The following is a 20,085-nucleotide window of genomic DNA, read 5'->3' on the forward strand; positions in this document are numbered from 1 at the left end:
TGAAACAGATTGCTCTATTTCATTTTTTTAACATATTCATGTCATTCATCAATTGCCAAGTAATAATCTTGATATTCTTCATTATGAGTTGGATGGTATTTGGCAATTAGCATCCCAAATATTATATTAATTAACATTAAACGTGAAATATAACGAGGATTATCAACATAGAAATTTAAAATTTCTGTATTTTCTAAAGTTAATTTTTGAACATTAGAGGGACCTTTATATTCTTTGTTAATTGTTAATAAAATAATTTGAACATTACGTTTTGTTGCAATTTCAATTAGAAAATGATATTCAGCATCTTGTAAACTTTTAGAAACTAAGATTAGGAGATCTCCTGAACCAAGTGTTTCAATGATTTGAATTGTTGCATAATAGTTTGATAAATAAGTTGAATTATATTTTAAAATATTTAAGTGGAGATTTAAGTTATCACAAATTAAGGAATGACGACTAATTCCCCAAATAACAATACGGTTACTATTATGAATCGTATCAATAATTTGTTCTAACTGGTTTATTTTTAAATTGCGATAAGTTTCATCCAAAGCATAGGTATGTAACTTATAAATATTATCAATAACATTATGTAAGGTTGTGTCATCTTCTTGGATATCAAATTCTTTAATATTATTATATTTTCCAGCAACTCAGACTTTGAATTTACTATAATTTTCAAAACCTAATTTTTTAATTAATCGACTTAATGTTGATGTATTAATAAAAAGACTGTCAGCTAATTTATTGATAGTTAATTCTAGAACACTCTGAATGTCATTATTTAACTTTTCAATTAATTGAATTTGTAATTCAGTTAATTGGTTTTCTTTGTCATATGTTATTATTTTCATGGCGGTTCCTCATTTTTACTCATTTTCGCTTTAAACATAAATGTATAATTATATTATAACAATAATTTTCCAAAAAAATTTTATTCATCAAATTAATTGTAGGGAAAAATCTGTTAAAATTAATAGTAAATGGGGGAAAATAATGATTTATACAGAAGCAGATTTGATCAAACAACCAATAATTACCATTGAAACAGCTCTAATTATTACTGATGAATTATTAGCTTATTCACCAAATATTAAAGCGCTAAATAATGTTGTTATTACCGGGGTTCTTACTTATCATGCAAGTTTGAATGCAGTTAATGTTGTTGCAACAATTCAAGGCGAAATCGTTGTTGAAGACGCCCGAACTTTAGAACATTTTAAGGTCCCAATTAATTTAAAATGAAACGATGAATATAGTTTTAAATTTTTTAAAAAAAGTGATATTAATTATTTAAATGAACAAAACTTTGATATAATAAAATATGCGTGAGATGAAATAATTATGAATATTCCTATTAATTTATCAAAAAATAGTGATAAAATAATTAGTGGTGATTCAACTTGGCAAGTTTTTTTAGAAGATGAATTTGCAGCATATCAGGCCACTCAAGTGGATTCACGATGAGAACAATTACACGAGAAATTGGTTAAAACAACAAAGGAGGGGAAATAATGGCAGTACCATTTCGCAAAACATCCAAACAGGCAAAAAGAAAACGCCGTACCCATTTTAAATTAGTTGGGGCAACTTTAATAGCATGTAAAAATTGTGGGGCAACAATTAAGCCACACAGAGTTTGTCGTGAATGTGGATATTATAAGAATAAAGAAGTTGTTAGAGTTGATTAATCTAATATTTCATTAACCTGAGAATCTTGTTAAAGATTCTTTTTTTTGTTTTGGTTAAACCAGGGGGAAAAGTGGGAGCATCAATTAATCTTGGTTAAAAACCGGAAAGTTTTAATTGTTAAAAATTACTGTTTTTTGTAAAAAAATTACTAAAAGTGTTGCAAAGTGGGAAATAGTATCATATAATATGTAGGAAAGTGGGGGATAATGGGATAAAATGGCATTATTAGGAACTTACAACCATACTTTAGATGATAAAGGAAGATTAACAATTCCTTCTAAAATGCGAGAGCAATTTAAAGATGAAAAAGTCTTTATATCTCTTGGTTTTGATGGTTGTATTGATGTTCGTAATGAAGCAGAATGACTGAAGTGAACGGAAAAAGTTGCTTCAACAGGTCAAGCCACACCCGAAGGGCGGGCATTAACACGGAAAATCATGTCAATGTCGGATGAAACTACTTTCGATAATGCTGGACGAATTAAAATCTCGTCCATTTTACAAAATAAAGTAAGTATTACTAAAGATGTTGTGATTATTGGAAATAACGATCACCTTGAATTATGAGATCCGCAAGTTTGAGAAAGTTATATTGACCAAGCACCAGGAATGGAAGAAGCGGCGAAAAACTTTGAGGAAAAAATTTAAGCGATGGAATTTAAACATCAAAGTGTTTTATTGCAAGAAGCAATGAGGGGGTTGAACATCATTCCCAATGGGATTTATGTTGATTGTACCTTAGGACGAGCTGGTCATAGTCTTGAAATTTTAAAACATTTAGCCACTGGAAAGTTATATTGTTTTGAACAAGATGAAGAAGCAATTGTTGCTTCTCAGCATGTTTTACAACAAAGTAATTATGATAACTATGAAATTATTAAAAATAACTTTGTTAATTTAGCGGCTGAGTTACAATTACGCCAAATTAAAACGGTTAATGGCATTTTATATGACCTTGGCGTTTCATCCCCCCAATTAGATGATGACAAACGGGGCTTTAGTTATCGCTATGATAGCGTGTTAGATATGCGGATGAATCAGCAACAAATATTAACAGCTAAAACAGTTATCAACACTTATTCTATTGCTGCTTTAGCAAAGGTTTTTCAAGAGTATGGGGAAGAACCATTTGCAAAAGTTATTGCCAAAAATATTGGGATTGCTCGTGCTGAACAACCAATTGCAACAACATTCGAATTAGTAACAATTATTAAAAAAAGTTTACCGCAAAAAGTTCTTAAGAAAGCAAAGCATCCCGCAAAACGCATTTTTCAAGCACTACGGATTGAAGTAAATCAAGAATTAGCGGTTTTACAAACATCGTTAGAACAAGCAACAAAAATGCTAGCTGTTAAAGGACGGTTAGTTGTTATTTCGTTTCATTCGTTAGAAGATCGCATTGTTAAAAAGTATTTTCAAACGTTAACACAAGATCCAAACTATGAAATTAATCAACAATTACCAACGGTATCGCATTTTGAAAATAATTACCGGATTATTACCAAAAAAGCAATTGTCCCAGCGTTGGATGAACAAACACTTAATCCGCGTAGTGCTAGTGCAAAGTTACGAATATTAGAACGGGTGAAATAATATTCAACTTAAAAAATATTAAAGGGAGGTGAGCGAAATGGACTATAAATTAAAAGAAGTTTATGCTGTGTTAGAAATTAAAAATTATAGTTTTAGTTTTATGGTTGGTGTTTATAGTGAATCACAAATTAAAGTACTCTATAAAAGACATCTTGAATATCGTTTTTGTGATAATGGAGTCATTATTGATGAAAAAAATGTTGCAAAAGAATTAGCGAATTTAATTAAAGATGCTAATCGCCAATTGGGACTTGAAATTGAACGGGTGGCAATTACAGTTCCGGCTAATAATATGACAATTAAAACTTCAACCAAAATGCTAAATTTAACGTATGACCGTTTGGTTACTAAGAATGATATTGATTCATTAATTACGTTAGCAAAAGAAGTACCATTATTAGATGATGAAACAGCATTCTTTATTAGACCATATCGTTACATTCTTAATGAACAAAAAGCATTATCAGCGCCACCAATCGGGCAGGCGGCGCATAAAGTAAGTATTAAGGCAATTGTTTATGTAACAAAAAAACAAATTATTCAAAGTATTTTTGCTACTTTAAAATATGCCAAAATAGAAATTATGGGTATCCTTCCAGAAGGGTTTAGTCTTGCGTGAAATCTTGCATCACCAGTCGATTTGCAGAATGGGATTACAATTATTGATTGAGATCATGACAGTATTAAAGCTTACGTCTTTGTTCGTGAAACTTTATCTAACCAAATTATTATTCCGGGTGGAGTTAAAAAAATTATTAATCGGTTACGTCATATCTTAAACTGTGATAATAAGCAAGCACTAAAATATTTATATAAAATTATTAATTTAAATAATAATAGTAAAGATAATTTAATTATTTATAGTAAATATGATCATCAACAACAAAAACAATTAAATTTGACCCATTATGATTTAAAACGAATTGTTAACCGTGTTTTAAGTGAAGAAATGGAAACATTAAATGAAAAATTGGCACATAGCTTAGGGCGCTATCATTATCCAATTGTTGTTATTGGTGAAATTTTACGAATTAGTGGGTTTAAAGAAACCTTATTGTCTTTAAATAAAGATCGTAATATTTCAGTTTATACGGCGCCAACATTAGGGGCAAAAGAACCATGAACGACTGGTCTCTTAGGGAATATCTACTATCAACATTTAGCAAACAAAGTTAGCGCAACAAATGTTCAATCAGTTGATCATCGCTATATTCGTTATCTAAATAATAATCTTGATAAAAAACAGCGAATGTTACCACCGAATGAGAATGGTCAACCAGGTGGTTCTGGTGGAACACCACAAGGGGTCGTGAATCTTAATCAACAACATTTTAATAGTTCACAACAATATCATCAAAAATATTACCAAAATATCAAATAAATAGTACAATATATATATATAAAATGGAGGAGTTAAGGTTATGGACAATTTTGATAATTATGAACAAGTTGCGTCAATAAAGGTCATTGGCATTGGTGGAGCTGGTAATAATGCTGTTAATAGAATGATTGAAGCTGGTGTCCAAGGGGTTGAATTTATTGTTGCAAATACTGATGCCCAAATTATTAGTGTTTCAAAATCAAAAAATAAAATTGTATTAGGGAAAGAAACATCAAAAGGGCTTGGAGCAGGTGCTAATCCTGATGTTGGCCGTCAAGCAGCAATTGAATCAGCAGAAGAAATTAAAGAAGCGTTAAAAGGCGCTGATATGGTTTTTGTTGCTGCTGGAATGGGTGGCGGAACTGGAACTGGGGCTGCCCCAATTATTGCGAAAATTGCAAAAGAACAAGGTGCATTAACAGTTGGAATTATTACGACTCCATTTTCTTTTGAAGGACGTGCTCGGAACAGTTATGCGATTCAAGGAACCGATGAATTACGTAAACATATTGATTCATTAATTATTATTTCAAATGACCGCTTATTAGAAGTTATTGGGGGCGTGCCATTAAAGGATTCCTTCAAAGAGGCGGATAACATTTTACGTCAGGGAGTACAAACAATTACCGATTTAATTGCGGTACCATCATTAATTAACTTAGACTTTGCTGATATTAAAACGGTAATGAAAAGTAAAGGTAATGCTTTGTTTGGAATTGGAATTGGTTCTGGAAAAGACAAAGCAATTGAAGCGGCTAATAAGGCGATTATTTCACCGTTATTAGAAGCATCAATTCGGGGGGCAAAAGATGCCATTATTAATGTTACTGGTGGAAACACATTAACCTTAAATGACGCTAATGATGCTGTTGACATTGTTAAACAGGCAATTGGTGGTGAAGTTAATATTATCTTTGGAACTGCTGTTAATGAACATCTAGATGATGAAATGATTGTGACAGTTATTGCCACAGGGTTTGATGAAGATAAAAATTTTTTAAACCCCGATAATAATTATCGTGCTTCAGTGGAAGAATATGAAGAACCTTCATCAAAAACAGCGCCACCTGAAAATGCTGATGAGGATCCAGAAGACCAAGATGTTGTCCGTAAGCGCCCAAGTTATTTTAATAATTTACAAGAAAATGCTGGCCGCGAAACAGCAAATGCCAGCCGTCGAATCAATGCGTGAAAAGAACATGTCAATGAGAATAATCGATCAGCTGATGATGATGATGATTTACCACCATTTGTTCGTCGTAGTTGATAATAATGAGCATTTTTAAGAAAAAACCTAAAAGTATTTACGATTCTCAACCACGAATTGATTTTAATGACACTGCTGTTGAACCAATTGTCCAAACCGATCGCAAAGAAGATAACACCCCACAAGCACCAACCGTTCCTTTTCAAAAGGTTACTTTTGATGCGTCAGAACCAGTGCCGAACGTTGCAACTAGTGATGAAACTAGTTCAACGATAAGCACTGGTTTTGTTGCGGATAGTTATAATGATGCTCCGAAAATGGCTGATTTATTATTAAGCAAAGGACAGTTAGTTGTTCATTTGGAAAAGTTATCAAAAGAAGAGCGAATTCGGTTGTTAGATTTTATGGCCGGGGTAATGTATGCGTTTGATGGGGATGTTCAAAAGTTAGAACATAAGACTTATCAATTTATGATTAGAAAAGATGCTTAATAAAACTCAATTATTACAACATTGCCAGCAAGATTATGATTTAATTAATAAAATTAAGGGTTGGTGTGCTCAAGCACGCCAAGGAAAAATTGTTGCAACTGGTTTTCTTGACTTACGCCAATTAGCAATTTTAACGGCAATCCTTCGCCAAGAAAAAATTACCGATTATAGCATTCACGAACCATTTGTGAATGGCTTTCGGAAGACGGTTACTTTTAATAGTACCCAGGATAATACGATTATTCTGACAACCCCGCAACCAACTCCCACTATTTTTACAACATCATCTTGCGCTGGGGTTCATTTTAAACCAGTTACAGTTAGATTTGCGTGTAATTGGTGATTTATATGTTACTGCGACCATGATATCTTTAAGTGTTTTAGCAAAAATTGGACCAGTGTTTACTAATACACCAATGGTAATTCAAAAGCATGTTCTAACATGACACGAAGTACCATCACCCGTTGTCCTTGACCACCAGTTTACGATTTTTACTAAAACAGTTAAAAGTTTACGGTTAGATGCAATTGTTAGTGCGATTTGTAATTTGTCCCGCTAAAAAGGGCAAGCTTATGTTGAAGCAGATAATGTTTATGTTAATTTTTCGGTGGTAAATAATAAGACTTTTCAAGTTGCTTGTGATATTATAATATCAATAAGGCGGTATGGTCGTTTTAAAATTAATGAAATTATTCCGAGCAAAAATCAACATTATCGAATTACAATTGCAAAATTTGCATAAAAGGTAGGGGAAGTTATGGCAGAACAAGATAGAGACTTACGAACAGTTATTCGTGAACAAAATAAAATTATTGAAAAGTTAACATATGATAATCGCCAATTAGTCCAACGGTTGCAAGAATTACAACATTTAGAGCATATTTCGCGCTATAACATTGAGAAATCGCGGGAAGCCTTTGAAGTTGCTAGTCATAACGCTGGGCGCATTATTATGAAAGCGGTTGATTTTTCATATGCGTTTAAAGATGAAATTGCCGTATTATTAGAAGCAATTGATGATCACCGTCATAATCCGCAAAATGTCTTAAAAGTAATTGATGAGTTCTTAGAACGTAATAAACGAATTTATGCTTTTTCAATTAATGATGGGGAACGGATTACGGAAATGATTAAGAAAGAAATTATTAACAAAATTAGATAAATAGTGTAAGATTTATTTATAAGAAAACAAACCACAATTATTTGGCCCTTTTATCGCAGCAAGGTTAGGATGATGAGAGCTAATTATAAAACCCAAATAATTATCCCTTGTTTTTACAACTAAACAAACATTGTAAAAAAAGGTAAATATTGCCAAGATATTTATAAAGTAAGATGGTACCGCGTGTTATTAGCGCTCTTATAGTCTTACTTTTTTTATGACAGAAAGGAATGATTTTGATGAACTATAAAGATACCTTATTAACACCAAACACTTTATTTGAGATGAAAGCAAATTTAACTGAAAAAGAGCCAAAAATTCAACTGGAATGATTACGTAATAATGTTGTGGGGGGGCGTTATCACCATAATGCTCATCAGCCACCATTTATTCTCCATGATGGTCCGCCGTATGCTAACGGTGACTTGCATGTTGGTCATGCCTTAAATAAAATTTTAAAAGATTTTATTGTTCGGTATTATAACCAAAAGGGTTACTACAGTCCGTGAATTTGTGGGTGAGATACGCACGGTTTGCCAATTGAAACAGCCGTTGTTAAAAGTGGGGTTGATCGTAAAACAACACCGCCCGTTGCTTTTCGACAAATTTGTCGAAAATATGCTTTAGAGCAAATTGATAAACAAATTGAACAATTTAGTCGTTTGGGGTTATTTAGTGACTTCACAAACCGTTACGTGACCTTAGATTTAGAATATGAATTAGAACAATTACGATTATTTCAAACAATGGTTCAAAAACAATTAATTTATCGTCAGTTAAAGCCAATTTATTGATCACCATCAAGTGAATCAGCTTTAGCAGAAGCTGAAATTGAATATGAAGAATTATCAGCGCCTTCAATTTATGTTACTTTTAATGTTACAACGGGAAATAGTCTAATTAGTCCCGGAACAAAAATTGTTATTTGAACAACAACACCATGAACAATTCCAATGAACCAGTTGTTAGCTGTTGGCACAGAAATTGTTTATGTTGAAGTATTAGTGCAGGGGGTAAAATATTTAGTTGCTAAAGCATTATTAGAAGCGATTCAAACAACGATTGGATGAGAAGAGGTTCACATTTTACAAGAAGTTAGCGGAACTGCCTTAGTTGGAATTGTGACGAAACATCCGTTATATGATCGTGATAGTATCGTTGTTCTTGGCCATCATGTGACAACTGAAGCTGGAACAGGGATTGTTCATACTGCCTCGGGATTTGGTGAAGATGATTATCACATTGCTCGTGCCAATAATATTCCAATTTTTGCCCCATTAGATGATGAGGGAAAATATACGAAAGAAGTCAATGATGAAACATTAACGGGTGTTTTTTATGAAAATGCTAATAAAATGATTGGTCAACGGTTAGAACAAGAGGGGGCTTTACTAAAATTAAAATTTATTAAGCATAAACATCCAATTGATTGACGAACAAAAAAACCAGTTATTTATCGTGCCACTGCCCAATGGTTTGTATCAATTAAAAAAATGAAACCAGCACTGTTAGCTGAAATTAAAAAGGTACAATGAAATCCGTCGTGAGCAGCAAAACGAATGGAAACAATGATTGAAAATCGCCAAGATTGATGTATTTCACGACAACGGTTATGAGGGGTGCCAATTATTGCTTTTTATGATGAAAATAATGTCCTGCAATTTAATTCAGAATTGATTGACCATGTTATTAAATTATTTCAACAAGCAAAAACAACAGATATTTGGTTTGAATGAACTGCTGATCAATTGTTACCACCAGCTTATCAAAAGCGACAATGACGCAAAGAACAAGATATTATGGATGTGTGGTTTGATAGTGGAGTTAGTAATTTAGCCGTGACAAAAGCACACCAATTACCACATCCTGTCAGTGTTTATTTAGAAGGGATTGACCAATTTCGCGGATGATTTAATTCTTCTTTAATTACTTCTGTTGTTGCAACCGGACATGCGCCATATCAAATTGTTTTATCACATGGGTTTGCGAATGATGAAAAAGGTCGTAAGATGAGTAAATCATTAGGAAATGTTATTTCGCCGTTAGTAATTACTGCTCAATATGGTGCTGATATTTTACGAATGTGAGTGGCTGCAGTTGATTATCGTGATGATGTTAAAATTGGGCCAGATATTTTAAAACAAGTGGCGGAAGCATATCGAAAAATCCGTAATACGTTGCGCTTTTTATTAGCTAATTTAACTGATTTTAACCCCGCAACTGATCTTTGTGATGATTTAGCAGAAGTTGATTGATATGTTTTACACTTAGCGCGTGAATTTCAGCAAAAAGTTAATAGCAACTATGAAGAATTTAACTTTAATAATGTTTATATGTTAATTAATAACTTTGTGACAACAACATTATCGAAGTTTTATTTAGATTTTACAAAAGATATTTTATATATTGAAGCAATGACTTCATCGCGCCGAAGAGCAGTCCAAACAACGTTATATTACTTATATCGTATTTTAAGTGATGCGTTAAAACCAATTATTCCGCATACAATTGAAGAAAGTCACAAGTTCATTAAGTATCCACACCAACAAAGTTCTGTTCATTTGGAAGAAAATTTTGTTTTTAGTAAACCAATTAGTTTAGAACTAGTGGCAAAGTGAGAACAAGTGTTAAAATTACGTGATGATGTCAACAAAGAGCTAGAATATCGTCGTGAACAGAAAGAAATTAAAAAATCATTAGAATGTCAATTAACGATTGCCTTAAAACCAGCTTATGCTAAATTAGCAACAATTGCTGATTTACATCAAATCTTTATTGTTAGTGAAATTATTTTTACTCCTAAGCATAATAATTTAACTGAATATGAAACAAGTTATATTACAGCGCAAGAAAAAGATGGCTTTAAATGTCAGCGTTGTTGAATGATTTACGAACATTTAAATGCGGAAAATAATGATATTTGTGATCGTTGTTTTAATGTTTTATTAGCAAAAAATGTGCGATAATAATAGCAATGAAATAAAAGGAGTTAGAAAGAATGAGAGAACGTACAAAGCAATTTTGGCATGATGTTGGTGAACATTTTAAAAGTCGAAATTATATTTGAAAATTTAAGCTCCAAATTTGCTTACCAATTTTTATTGGTTTATTAATTTTAGATATTATTACAAAGCAATTAGCCTTTCATTTATTATCCCATGATCCTTATGCCCCAGAAGTTAAGTTTCTTGATGGTTTTATTAATTTTAAGTTTGTTATTAACAAAGGCATTGCTTTTGGAGCAAATGCTGATAATTTAGTGGCAACAATTATTGGTGCGGTGCTAATTACGATATTAGCTTTTATTGTGTTTTTATATATTAATAGTAAAACAGCAGCGATTGGTTTAATTATGATAACTTGTGGTGGGTTTGGTAACTTAATTGATCGTATGTGAAACCAAGGGGGAGTTGTTGACTTTTTAGTATGAATTCTCTTTCCACCATATAGTATTTTTAATTTATCTGATACTTGAGTAACATTTGGGGTTGTTGTTTTAGTATTAGCAATTATCATTGAAATTACGCGCTTTTATCGTGACCGTGCGCGAAGTAATTGCGAAGAAAGTATTGTGAATAATGAATAAAATTACTTTTGTTGCATCAACAAGTGGGCGCATTGATAAAGTGTTAGTCGCATATTTTGCCACAACAGCAACGATCTTCTCACGAACAAAAATTCAAGAATTAATAACTCAAAACCAAGTCCAAGTTAATGACCAATTTGTGCACCAAAATTATCTTGTCCAAGTTAATGATACAATTACTGTTACTTTACCATCGCCATCAACAACAAACCTAACGCCAATGGCAATGCCATTAACAGTGTTGTACGAAGATGATGTGTTATTGGTAATTGATAAACCAAATAATTTGGTTGTTCATCCTGCCCTGGGGCATTTAAATGACACCTTAGTTAATGCTTTAATTGCCCGAAGTGAAGATTGATCAACTGTTAGCGGTGAATTGCGACCAGGAATTGTCCATCGGATTGATCGGCAAACAACAGGAACATTAATTATTGCTAAAAATGATTTTATTCATCACCAATTGCAAGAACAAATTCAAACAAAGCAATTACAACGACGTTATTTAGCCCTGGTGCATGGTAATATTGTTGAAACGCAAGCAAAAATTGATGCGCCAATTGGTCGCGATCCGCAAGATCGCAAGAAAATGGTTGTCACAGCCAAAAATTCTAAAAAAGCAGTGACTAATATTCTTGTAATTGAGCGCTTTAATGATTATACTTATATAGAGTGTGAGTTAGAAACTGGTCGCACGCATCAAATTCGAGCGCATTTAAAGTATATTAATCATCCGGTTGTTGGTGACCCACTATATGGGACGGTCGCTGATAAAAAGGAATCATTTGGCCAATATTTGCATGCTTATCAGTTAACTTTTATGCATCCAATTACAAATCTTCCAATTACGGTATCAGCAGCATTACCGTTGGAATTTGAAAATAAATTAGCAGCATTACGCACGAAAGGATAGGAAACAATGAGTTTTGATAAAGACAAGTTATCATTGGTTGATTATTTTTTTAAACAAGAGAAATATAATGTTTATAAAAATAAACCCCGAGGTAATAATAATGTTTATTTATATAAAGTTGATAGTAAAGAATTTCAAATAATTAAAATTATTGATGATTTTAGTGGTGAATTTAAAGAATATGTTAGTGTTGATGAAGTGGTCCAAGATTTAAAGGCTTTTTTAAATAAAAAATTTCAACGAGTAAAACTTTCTATTTTGTCAGTTGTTTTAATTGAAAATCGTTCGCAAGTTTATAAGGAAGATAATGGGGATGTTGTTTTATTTGTTGATAGTCATAATTATCTTGACCGGTTAAGTAATTATTATCCAAAAATTACAATGTTAGAAGATAACAATGATGATAGTTCAATGGCGGGGATGTCACCAGAAGAAATCTTAGATGGAATTAAAGATCCAAATAGTAAATTAACAAAAAACTTAAAACAATTAAGTGATAAGTTAAGTGTTAATAATTTAGGGGTAACATGAGTTTTAATTGCGTTATTATTAATTATTCCAATTGTTGGGATCTTTTTTGGAGCGCAAATTTTTAACACGAAAGACTTAAGTGCCAATGCCACGGCCCTTGTTTACGGGGGTATTACCCGTGATTTATTAATTTGAAGTAATCAATGGTGAAGATTATGAACTTATATTCTATTTTTTGGTAATCCATTTTTGGTTGTTTTCAACTTATTTATGATTTTTAGTGTCGCTCGTTATTCTGAAGCATTATTAGGACGATGACGGTTAGCAATTATTTTAATTTTTGGGGTGCCATTAGCAGGGTTATTTTTAGCCGCAGTGTTACCAAATTGAATTTTTGGTGGGTCAACAATTTTATTAGCAATCTTATGGGGTGCTTTATTTAGTTATAATTATGGGAAAGATGATTTAGGAGCGCTAATTGCAAATCAACGAACACTAGTTGTAGTGATGTGATTGTTATTAATGCCATTATTTTTAGGTTATTCATATTATTTAATTAATTTTGTTGGTTTTTTCGCGGGTAGTGCCATTGGTTATTGTTTAGAGTTTAATCGCACAAATCGCATCAATTGAACAATGTTGTATCCTGTTTTGGTTGTTGTTGTGATGATTGCTGTGATTGCTGTTACTTTATCGTGACGACGTTATGTGCCACAATATAATGGTGATGTTATTGATGCTTTAATAAGTTATTACCGCGCCGGTTTAGTCAGTCGGGGCAGCATTGAAAATATGTTGGGTAATTATTATTTCTATCCAAAAAATAATTGACCAAATTTCTTAACATCTAATCAGCAAACAACAAAGGATATTATCAATATGTTTGGAATGGTTTTATGACACCGTTAACAGCACAAAAACGGACTGATTACTTATCGTGAGATGACTTTTTCTTAAGTGTGGCGCATGTTTGTGCGATGCGTAGTAAGGACCCGAACACGCAAGTTGGTAGTTGTGTTGTTAATCAAATTGGTCAAATTATTGCCACTGGTTATAATGGCTTACCACGTGGTTTAAATGATAATGAATTTCCCTGAGCACGGGAAGGAGAATATTTAGAAACAAAATATCCTTATGTTGCGCATGCGGAATTAAATGCCATTTTAAGTGCTCATACTAACTTAGAAAATTGTCGGATTTATACAACCTTATTTCCTTGTGCTGAATGTGCTAAAATTATCATTCAAGTTGGAATTAAAGAAGTCATTTATGATGATGATAAATATGTTGGTACTGATGATAACAAAGCAGCCAAACGAATGTTTGACCAAGCCCAAGTTAGCTATCGATCGTTACCAGTTATTAGTATCACTGTAACGTGCCAACCAAAATAAATATTAAACCATTTTCTTATTAACTATTAATTAGAAAGGTTCTTTTTGATAAATGAAAAAATATTTTACCGATCGCAAGTTATTTATTTACCGAATTATTGGTATTATGATAATTTTTATTTTTTTAGTGTGTGATTTTATTTTAGTTTTAAAAACAAAGAGTGGGATTTATGGCCAGTTATCATCATATGGGGAACGGTTAAGCCACTATTATGCTTACTTTACAACCCAATCAAATTATCTTGTTTTTGTTTATTTTGTTTTTTATTTATTTCAAAAGAAATTTAAAAACACTAAACCTGATTTTATTATTCGGTTAATGGTGACAGTTTATATTACGATGACAATGCTGGTTTTTTGGTTTGGATTATTTGCCCAAGGTGATCTTGTTAAAAATCAGATTATTTATGAATGAATTTCAACTTTTATTTTACACACAATTATTCCAGGGGTAATGATTTTTAGTTATATTGTCACTGCTGGTGATACTTTTTATAAATTTGAAACACATCATAAAGCTAATTACTGGTTAATTTGTTTATACCCATTCTTATACTTAATTTGTATTTTAATTCGTGGTTATATTCGCCATGCTGATCTACCAACCAGATAACACCTTATTTTCATATTTCTTTTTAAATTTCTATGCGACAAATGGGTTTCCAATGTTAGCGGTTGGTACGGTTCTAATTTTTACGTTATGTACCTCGTTTCAATATTTCTTTATTTGGATTAATAACTTATTTTATTTCCGTAAACAAATTAAAGAGAATAATATTACTAAAGTTGATCAAATTAAAATTATGTTAAATATTAAACAATACCGTCAGTTAGATCGGAAGGGAAAAATTGCAATGATTTTAGCAATTGTCGTTGCGATATTTAACATTATTTTTTCAATTTTATATTATGTTTTACGGAATGTTTGATCAAAAATTCTTAATTATCCCTATAAGAATGAAATTGTTTTATCATTTAGTATTTATTATCATTTTTAGTATTATTACTTTAATATTTGCGGTTTTAGGCTTAGCAAACTTCTATTGAGCGCGAATTGTTGTCGGGTTTTGTTCAATTGCCTTAGTTTGTTTTAATTGAATCTGAATTGCGGGGCCAATCTTTGATGTTGTGATTGCGACATTATGTTTAAATAATCATAAGTATTCAAAAAGTGATTTAGATACTTATTTAGCAAAGCACCATAAACCATTGAAATTAAATAAAAAACCAATTACTGATGAAATGCTGCGGTTAGCTGAAGATGAAAAATAATCCTTCGAAAGGATTATTTTGCTTTTAAATTAAAATGAATTTTTAAAAAATGTTGATATTCACGAAGCGGACGTGTTGCTTTATATTTTTGTGCTAAAGCTTTAACGTTTTCACTTGCTCCTAACGGTAACTTTAGATGATATTTTGTTTCAAGGTTTTTAATCGTTGTTAAGAAGGTAGCACGGCTAAGGATGGCACTACACGCAATTGCTAAGGATTTTTCTTCGCCTTTCGTAATAAAAACTACATTATCTTTAACAACAGGAGTTATTTTTTGTAAATATTCAAAATATTTTGTCGCATTAACAAACTGGTCAATAAAAATTGTCTTATTTGTTAATTGATAAATTGATAATAATTGGACTAAGGCTTGATTATGGGCTAGCGCTTTAATAACATGGGCATTTTGATATTGGGTATATCATTGGTTATATTGATTATTATCAATCACAACGGTTACCGATTGAACAAGTTTTTGAATGATTGGTGCTAGGGTCATAATTTGTTCAGTTGTCATTTTTTTACTATCTTTAATTGGTAATGTTACTAGTTGTTGAAAACTTGTTGGCGGTAAATAAGTGGCAGTAACAACAAGGGGACCAAAAACATCACCAACCCCAACTTCGTCATTTCCAATCACATCTTTTTCAAAATAAGATGTTGTTTGACTAGCGGGAATGATGGGGGTTATTGGGATTGTAAAAAATTTTGCCGCTTCTTTATCGGCTTGATAGCCTTGGAATAAAACACTATTTGTCTTATAAATGCTAATTGTAATACCACTTTTATTAAAAACATTAACTTTATTAGGATCAGTATTATTAATTTCATACGTTTGGTAAGTGTTAATAATTTCTTGAATAACTTTCGGATCAACTTTCTTAAAACTAACATTGTTCATATGATTGTCCCCATTATTTTCTTTCTTTAAATTATTATATCATTTTTTTAATCAATTTGTTAAAATATTACTAAGATAAAAAGAGGGGAGCATTGAGGATGATTAAAAATGTTGGAATTGATATTGTCCAAAATAAGCGAATTAAACCATCAACAGTATTAAGCCAGAAATTATTAAGTATCAGTGAACTGCAAGAATATGAAACATTAATGGATAAAGAACACCAACGCCAGTTTTTGGCTGGTCGGTGAGCGGCGAAAGAAGCATTAATTAAAGCGTTAGAAATAAAGTTAATTTTAAACGAAGTCACAATTAAGTTAAAAGATGATAATAAATTATATGTTGAAGGTGTACCGTTAGGAGAAAATGAAGTTATTCATGTTTCACTTAGTCACGAACGCGATTATAGTGTTGGTTTTGCAATTTGATCAACATATTAACAATTTTTTATAAAAAGTTGTTTTTTTATCTTTTTTAGAAAAGTAGAGTATAATTAGAGATGGGTAAGTTTGTTTTGTAAAGGAGGGGCAAAAATGTATTATTCATTTGATGATATCTTATTTAAAGATTATTTAGACAATTCATTTTTACGAGAATGAATTCTTAACAATAGATATGCTGCTGATAGTGTCTTTAAATTTTTCTTATGAATGTTTATTTTTTCTGCCTTTTTCTTGTTTACAATTCTTTCTTCATGAACTTTTTTACATTATAAAAGTAAAAAGATCAGTGCTCGCCATGGCTTATTAAATTTTATGGTAATTGTTGGTGGGATTAGTGTCTTTTTCTTTAGCAGTATCATTTGGAATTTAGTGTTAGTTCCTGATCTTTCAATTGATCCGAGTTATTATCGAACTTTGTTAACGGGATATTCATATGTGCAGTTAACAATTACCTTAGGAATAATTGTCAATAATCGTCGGTTAGTATCGATTCTATTATATGTTGTTTATGCTTCACCGTTTATTATTATTGGTCCAGTTATTGTTAATAATTTAAATAATATTAATCGTTATGATAAAGATTTATTTATTTTATTCACTTGTTTAGTAATCTTACTTTTTGTTGTGATTTTACAACTTTGTGGGTTTTTAACACGTCAAGATGAAAAAAGTAACATTATTCGCTTTGTAACAATTTTAGTTTTATTTAGTTTGCTTAATAGTTCAACAAAAATTTCACTACCATTTGTGCTTGATGATAATATTAAAATTCGGCAACTATTGCATCAAGCTTGATCAGTCGCAACCGTAATTGCTGATTTATTTGTTTGATTTGTTTTAATGCTTTATCTTTGCCAGCTTTTTGCCAATGAGCACAATGCCATTTATCAAGAAGATGACTTAGATTTAATTGAAGTTTTAATGTTACAAGAACTTAATCGTAATTTAACTTTAAATAACCATTCAAAAGAAGAAATTAATCCTAATAATTGGAAATTGAAAATGTTAAATTAAAAAATGATTGTTATTTTTGATTTACTTATTTACTACTGAAAAAATTATTAAATTTGAAAAACAAACAATTTTTAATTTAAATGATAATTTTTATCGAAATGAACAGCCATATAAAAATGAACAGCTAAAAATGCTTTTTATCCAAGATAAAAAGCATTTTTTATTTGCTTGTTTAAAATAAAGTGTGTTATAATTTTAATGCTTGTATTCAATAAAAATTAATGGTATACAATACACATTTATGGATTCATTTGCCCAGTGCTATTTATTTTAATAAGATAGTGGTGAATGTTAGAAATAAATGGAAGCTTTAACGAAAAGGAGGATTTAATAGAAATATGGCAAAAGAATTAACAAGAGAAATGTTATGAGAATCTGGTGCGCAATTTGGGCACCAAACAAAAAGATGAAATCCAAAAATGAAACCATATATTTATGGTGAGAAAAATAAGATTCATATTATTGATTTGCAACAAACATTATGACGATTAGAAGATGTTAAAAAATTAATGGCATCAATTGCTGCGCGTAAAGGAAAAATTTTATTTGTTGGAACAAAAAAACAAGCAAAATGAATTGTTAAAGACGCTGCTGAGCGTTGCGAATCTTTTTATGTTAATCAACGTTGATTAGGGGGAACATTAACTAATTTAAGAACAATTCATTTACGAGTGAAGCGTTTATGAAACATTGAACGCCAAGAAAAAAATGGTGAATTAAAATTATTACCAAAAAAAGAACAAATGTTAATTAAAAAAGAAAAAGAAAAACTAGAAAAATTTTTAGGTGGAATTAAAGGAATGAAAGAATTGCCACAAGCATTGTTTGTGGTTGATCCAAAAGAAGAACATATTGCTGTGCGTGAAGCACGAAAATTACGCATTCCAGTAATTGCAATTTGTGATACCAATGTTGATCCAGACCCAATTGATTATGTTATTCCAGCTAATGATGATACTTCACGTTCAATTGCAATTATTACCCATCATATTGCTGATTTATATGGTGATGCAATGGGATTAAAAATGCCGGAACCACAATTTAAACCAAATGAATTTGTTCGTCGTGAAGGAGAGGATAATCGTGGACAACGTGGTGGTCAATACGATAATCGTCGTTCATTTAATCGTAATATGCCTAACTGTGATTATCGTTCAGAAGGATCAACAACCAGAGCATCAGTTGGTCCTGATCGAACAGGGGAGAAAGTTGCTTCAGTAGCGGCTGCACCTGAACAGTCAGTACCAAAAGCAAAAGTTGAGTAAGTTGCTACTGTAGCACAGGGTTCTGAACAACCAGCACCAAAAATAAAGACTGAGAAAGTTGCTTCAGTAGCGGTTGCCCCTGAACAACCAGTACCAAAAGCAAAAGTTGAAAAAGGGACAGCAGATAGCTCAACTTCAAGTTTTGATTTAAATACAATCAAAGTTGTTGATAATGATTTAGAAAAAACATTAACAAAATTAAAAGTTGATGAATTAGAACCTTTAGGAAATCTATTTGGGTTACCAAAAGGAAAAAAAGCCGAAATGGTTAGTGCCTTAGGTAAACATTTAACAATTGTTGATAGTAAAGTAGTAAAAAAATAACAAAAATTAAATTGTATTAACTGATTAGTTTCAATACAAGCAGCATTAAATTTGAAAGGAGAATCAGTATGGCAGTTACTGCACAATTAGTAAAAGAATTAAGAGAAAGAACTGGGGCTGGAATGTTAGATTGTAAAAAAGCATTAGAAGCCACAGATGGAAATATTGAAAAAGCAATTACTTGATTGCGTGAAAAAGGAATTACAAAAGCCGCAAAAAAATCAGACCGTGTTGCTGCGGAAGGATTAGTTGGTTTAGTAACAAAAGGAAATAAAACAGTTGTTTTTGAAGTTAATTCAGAAACCGATTTTGTTGGAATAAGTAAACAATTTTTAGATTTAATGGCAATTGTTGGGGAAACTTTAATAAATAATGACCCAAAAACAGTGGAAGCAGCATTACAATTATCAGTTAATGGTGAATCATTAGAAACAGTTATTGTTCATACAATTGCTACAATTGGGGAAAAAATCACCCTTCGTCGTTTTAAAACATTACATTTACAAGAAACTCAATCGTTAGGAGTTTATATTCATTCTAATCAACGGATTGTAACAGTATTAGTGTTTGATGGTAAAATTGATGAAACAATTGGAAAACAATTGGCAATGCATGTTTCAGCAATGCGTCCGCAATTTATTTCGCGAGATGATATTTCAGCTGATTTTTTAGCAAGTGAAAAAGCAATTTTAACAACTGAAGCAAAAAATGATCCTAAAAATGTGGGAAAACCAGATAATATTTTAGAAAAAATGGTTGAAGGACGTTTAAACAAACAATTAGCGGAAATTTCATTACTTGATCAAGTTTTTGTTGTTAATCCAGACCAAAAAGTTAGTGATGTTATTAAAGCAAATGATGTTAGTGTTGTTGATATGATTCGTTATGAAGTTGGGGAAGGAATCGAAAAAGAAGAAGTTGATTTTGCAACTGAAGTAATGGCACAAGTTCGTAAATAGAACTGTTTTGCCA

At 31.4% G+C, this 20,085-nt stretch carries 24 protein-coding genes; 22 read left to right on the forward strand and 2 right to left on the reverse strand.

Annotated elements, in window-relative coordinates:
* Positions 1-14: 14 nt before the first annotated feature.
* The gene (locus MSROBK_RS04065) at positions 15-857 is read right to left on the reverse strand and encodes a MurR/RpiR family transcriptional regulator (protein WP_040093242.1); all 843 of its coding nucleotides are present in this window, start codon (positions 855-857) and stop codon (positions 15-17) included.
* A gap of 142 nt (positions 858-999) precedes the next feature.
* Between MSROBK_RS04065 and MSROBK_RS04070 the strand changes: the two genes are divergently transcribed.
* The 18 genes from MSROBK_RS04070 (at position 1,000) to MSROBK_RS11515 (ending at position 15,166) form a co-directional block, all read left to right on the forward strand.
* On the forward strand, positions 1,000-1,518 hold the full coding sequence (locus MSROBK_RS04070) for a YceD family protein (RefSeq protein WP_040093244.1): 519 nt from the start codon (positions 1,000-1,002) through the stop codon (positions 1,516-1,518).
* Positions 1,518-1,694 carry a 50S ribosomal protein L32 gene (rpmF, locus tag MSROBK_RS04075; RefSeq protein ID WP_040093245.1) on the forward strand — a complete coding sequence of 59 codons (177 nt, stop codon included), beginning with the start codon at positions 1,518-1,520 and terminating at the stop codon, positions 1,692-1,694. Before MSROBK_RS04070 ends, rpmF begins: the two co-directional genes overlap by 1 nt.
* Before the next feature lie 217 nt (positions 1,695-1,911).
* Complete coding sequence (gene mraZ / locus MSROBK_RS04080) at positions 1,912-2,343, forward strand: division/cell wall cluster transcriptional repressor MraZ (RefSeq protein WP_040093247.1); 432 nt, start codon at positions 1,912-1,914, stop codon at positions 2,341-2,343.
* A 3-nt stretch (positions 2,344-2,346) separates the two neighbouring features.
* Entirely contained in the window at positions 2,347-3,288 is a 942-nt protein-coding gene (gene rsmH / locus MSROBK_RS04085) for a 16S rRNA (cytosine(1402)-N(4))-methyltransferase RsmH (RefSeq protein WP_040093248.1), read from the forward strand.
* Positions 3,289-3,325: 37 nt separating this feature from the next.
* The gene (locus MSROBK_RS04090; RefSeq protein WP_040093249.1) at positions 3,326-4,669 is read left to right on the forward strand and encodes a cell division protein FtsA; all 1,344 of its coding nucleotides are present in this window, start codon (positions 3,326-3,328) and stop codon (positions 4,667-4,669) included.
* Between the two features lie 40 nt (positions 4,670-4,709).
* Positions 4,710-5,939: a cell division protein FtsZ gene (gene ftsZ, locus MSROBK_RS04095; RefSeq protein ID WP_040093251.1), complete on the forward strand. Its 1,230-nt coding sequence runs from the start codon at positions 4,710-4,712 to the stop codon at positions 5,937-5,939.
* A gap of 2 nt (positions 5,940-5,941) precedes the next feature.
* Entirely contained in the window at positions 5,942-6,367 is a 426-nt protein-coding gene (locus tag MSROBK_RS04100) for a cell division protein SepF (RefSeq protein ID WP_040093252.1), read from the forward strand.
* Positions 6,360-6,776: a hypothetical protein gene (locus tag MSROBK_RS11495; protein WP_227991423.1), complete on the forward strand. Its 417-nt coding sequence runs from the start codon at positions 6,360-6,362 to the stop codon at positions 6,774-6,776. Before MSROBK_RS04100 ends, MSROBK_RS11495 begins: the two co-directional genes overlap by 8 nt.
* On the forward strand, positions 6,766-6,927 hold the full coding sequence (locus tag MSROBK_RS11500; RefSeq protein WP_227991424.1) for a hypothetical protein: 162 nt from the start codon (positions 6,766-6,768) through the stop codon (positions 6,925-6,927). Before MSROBK_RS11495 ends, MSROBK_RS11500 begins: the two co-directional genes overlap by 11 nt.
* Positions 6,928-7,125: 198 nt before the next feature.
* On the forward strand, positions 7,126-7,530 hold the full coding sequence (locus tag MSROBK_RS04110) for a hypothetical protein (protein ID WP_040093253.1): 405 nt from the start codon (positions 7,126-7,128) through the stop codon (positions 7,528-7,530).
* A 239-nt stretch (positions 7,531-7,769) separates the two neighbouring features.
* A complete protein-coding gene (gene ileS / locus MSROBK_RS04115) occupies positions 7,770-10,496 on the forward strand; it encodes an isoleucine--tRNA ligase (RefSeq protein ID WP_040093255.1) in 2,727 nt (908 codons plus the stop codon).
* Between the two features lie 32 nt (positions 10,497-10,528).
* The gene (gene lspA / locus MSROBK_RS04120) at positions 10,529-11,116 is read left to right on the forward strand and encodes a signal peptidase II (RefSeq protein ID WP_040093256.1); all 588 of its coding nucleotides are present in this window, start codon (positions 10,529-10,531) and stop codon (positions 11,114-11,116) included.
* Complete coding sequence (locus MSROBK_RS04125) at positions 11,109-12,029, forward strand: RluA family pseudouridine synthase (protein WP_040093258.1); 921 nt, start codon at positions 11,109-11,111, stop codon at positions 12,027-12,029. The genes lspA and MSROBK_RS04125 overlap by 8 nt, the downstream gene beginning before the upstream one ends.
* A gap of 6 nt (positions 12,030-12,035) precedes the next feature.
* Positions 12,036-13,409, forward strand: a complete 1,374-nt coding sequence (locus tag MSROBK_RS04130; RefSeq protein WP_040093260.1) for a rhomboid family intramembrane serine protease — start codon at positions 12,036-12,038, stop codon at positions 13,407-13,409.
* Positions 13,397-13,894, forward strand: coding sequence for a deoxycytidylate deaminase (locus MSROBK_RS04135; RefSeq protein WP_040093261.1), 498 nt, complete (start codon positions 13,397-13,399; stop codon positions 13,892-13,894). Before MSROBK_RS04130 ends, MSROBK_RS04135 begins: the two co-directional genes overlap by 13 nt.
* 106 nt (positions 13,895-14,000) lie before the next feature.
* Positions 14,001-14,507, forward strand: coding sequence for a hypothetical protein (locus MSROBK_RS11505; RefSeq protein WP_227991425.1), 507 nt, complete (start codon positions 14,001-14,003; stop codon positions 14,505-14,507).
* Between the two features lie 52 nt (positions 14,508-14,559).
* Entirely contained in the window at positions 14,560-14,892 is a 333-nt protein-coding gene (locus tag MSROBK_RS11510; protein WP_227991426.1) for a hypothetical protein, read from the forward strand.
* On the forward strand, positions 14,852-15,166 hold the full coding sequence (locus MSROBK_RS11515; protein WP_040093262.1) for a hypothetical protein: 315 nt from the start codon (positions 14,852-14,854) through the stop codon (positions 15,164-15,166). Before MSROBK_RS11510 ends, MSROBK_RS11515 begins: the two co-directional genes overlap by 41 nt.
* A 13-nt stretch (positions 15,167-15,179) precedes the next feature.
* On the opposite strand, the gene rnhC is transcribed toward MSROBK_RS11515, so the two are convergent.
* Positions 15,180-16,067 (reverse strand): ribonuclease HIII, encoded by an 888-nt coding sequence (gene rnhC, locus MSROBK_RS04145; protein WP_040093264.1) that lies wholly within the window; start codon positions 16,065-16,067, stop codon positions 15,180-15,182.
* A gap of 98 nt (positions 16,068-16,165) precedes the next feature.
* On the opposite strand from rnhC, the gene MSROBK_RS04150 reads away from it, so the two are divergent.
* The 4 genes from MSROBK_RS04150 (at position 16,166) to tsf (ending at position 20,072) form a co-directional block, all read left to right on the forward strand.
* Entirely contained in the window at positions 16,166-16,507 is a 342-nt protein-coding gene (locus MSROBK_RS04150; RefSeq protein WP_040093265.1) for a 4'-phosphopantetheinyl transferase superfamily protein, read from the forward strand.
* 93 nt (positions 16,508-16,600) lie between these two features.
* Entirely contained in the window at positions 16,601-17,524 is a 924-nt protein-coding gene (locus MSROBK_RS04155) for a hypothetical protein (RefSeq protein WP_040093267.1), read from the forward strand.
* A gap of 338 nt (positions 17,525-17,862) precedes the next feature.
* Positions 17,863-18,789, forward strand: a complete 927-nt coding sequence (gene rpsB / locus MSROBK_RS04160; RefSeq protein WP_040093268.1) for a 30S ribosomal protein S2 — start codon at positions 17,863-17,865, stop codon at positions 18,787-18,789.
* 392 nt (positions 18,790-19,181) lie between these two features.
* Complete coding sequence (gene tsf / locus MSROBK_RS04165; RefSeq protein WP_040093269.1) at positions 19,182-20,072, forward strand: translation elongation factor Ts; 891 nt, start codon at positions 19,182-19,184, stop codon at positions 20,070-20,072.
* Positions 20,073-20,085 lie beyond the last annotated feature (13 nt).

The organism is Spiroplasma poulsonii, assembly GCF_009866525.1.
Classification (GTDB): Bacteria; Bacillota_I; Bacilli_A; order Mycoplasmatales; family Mycoplasmataceae; genus Spiroplasma; species Spiroplasma poulsonii.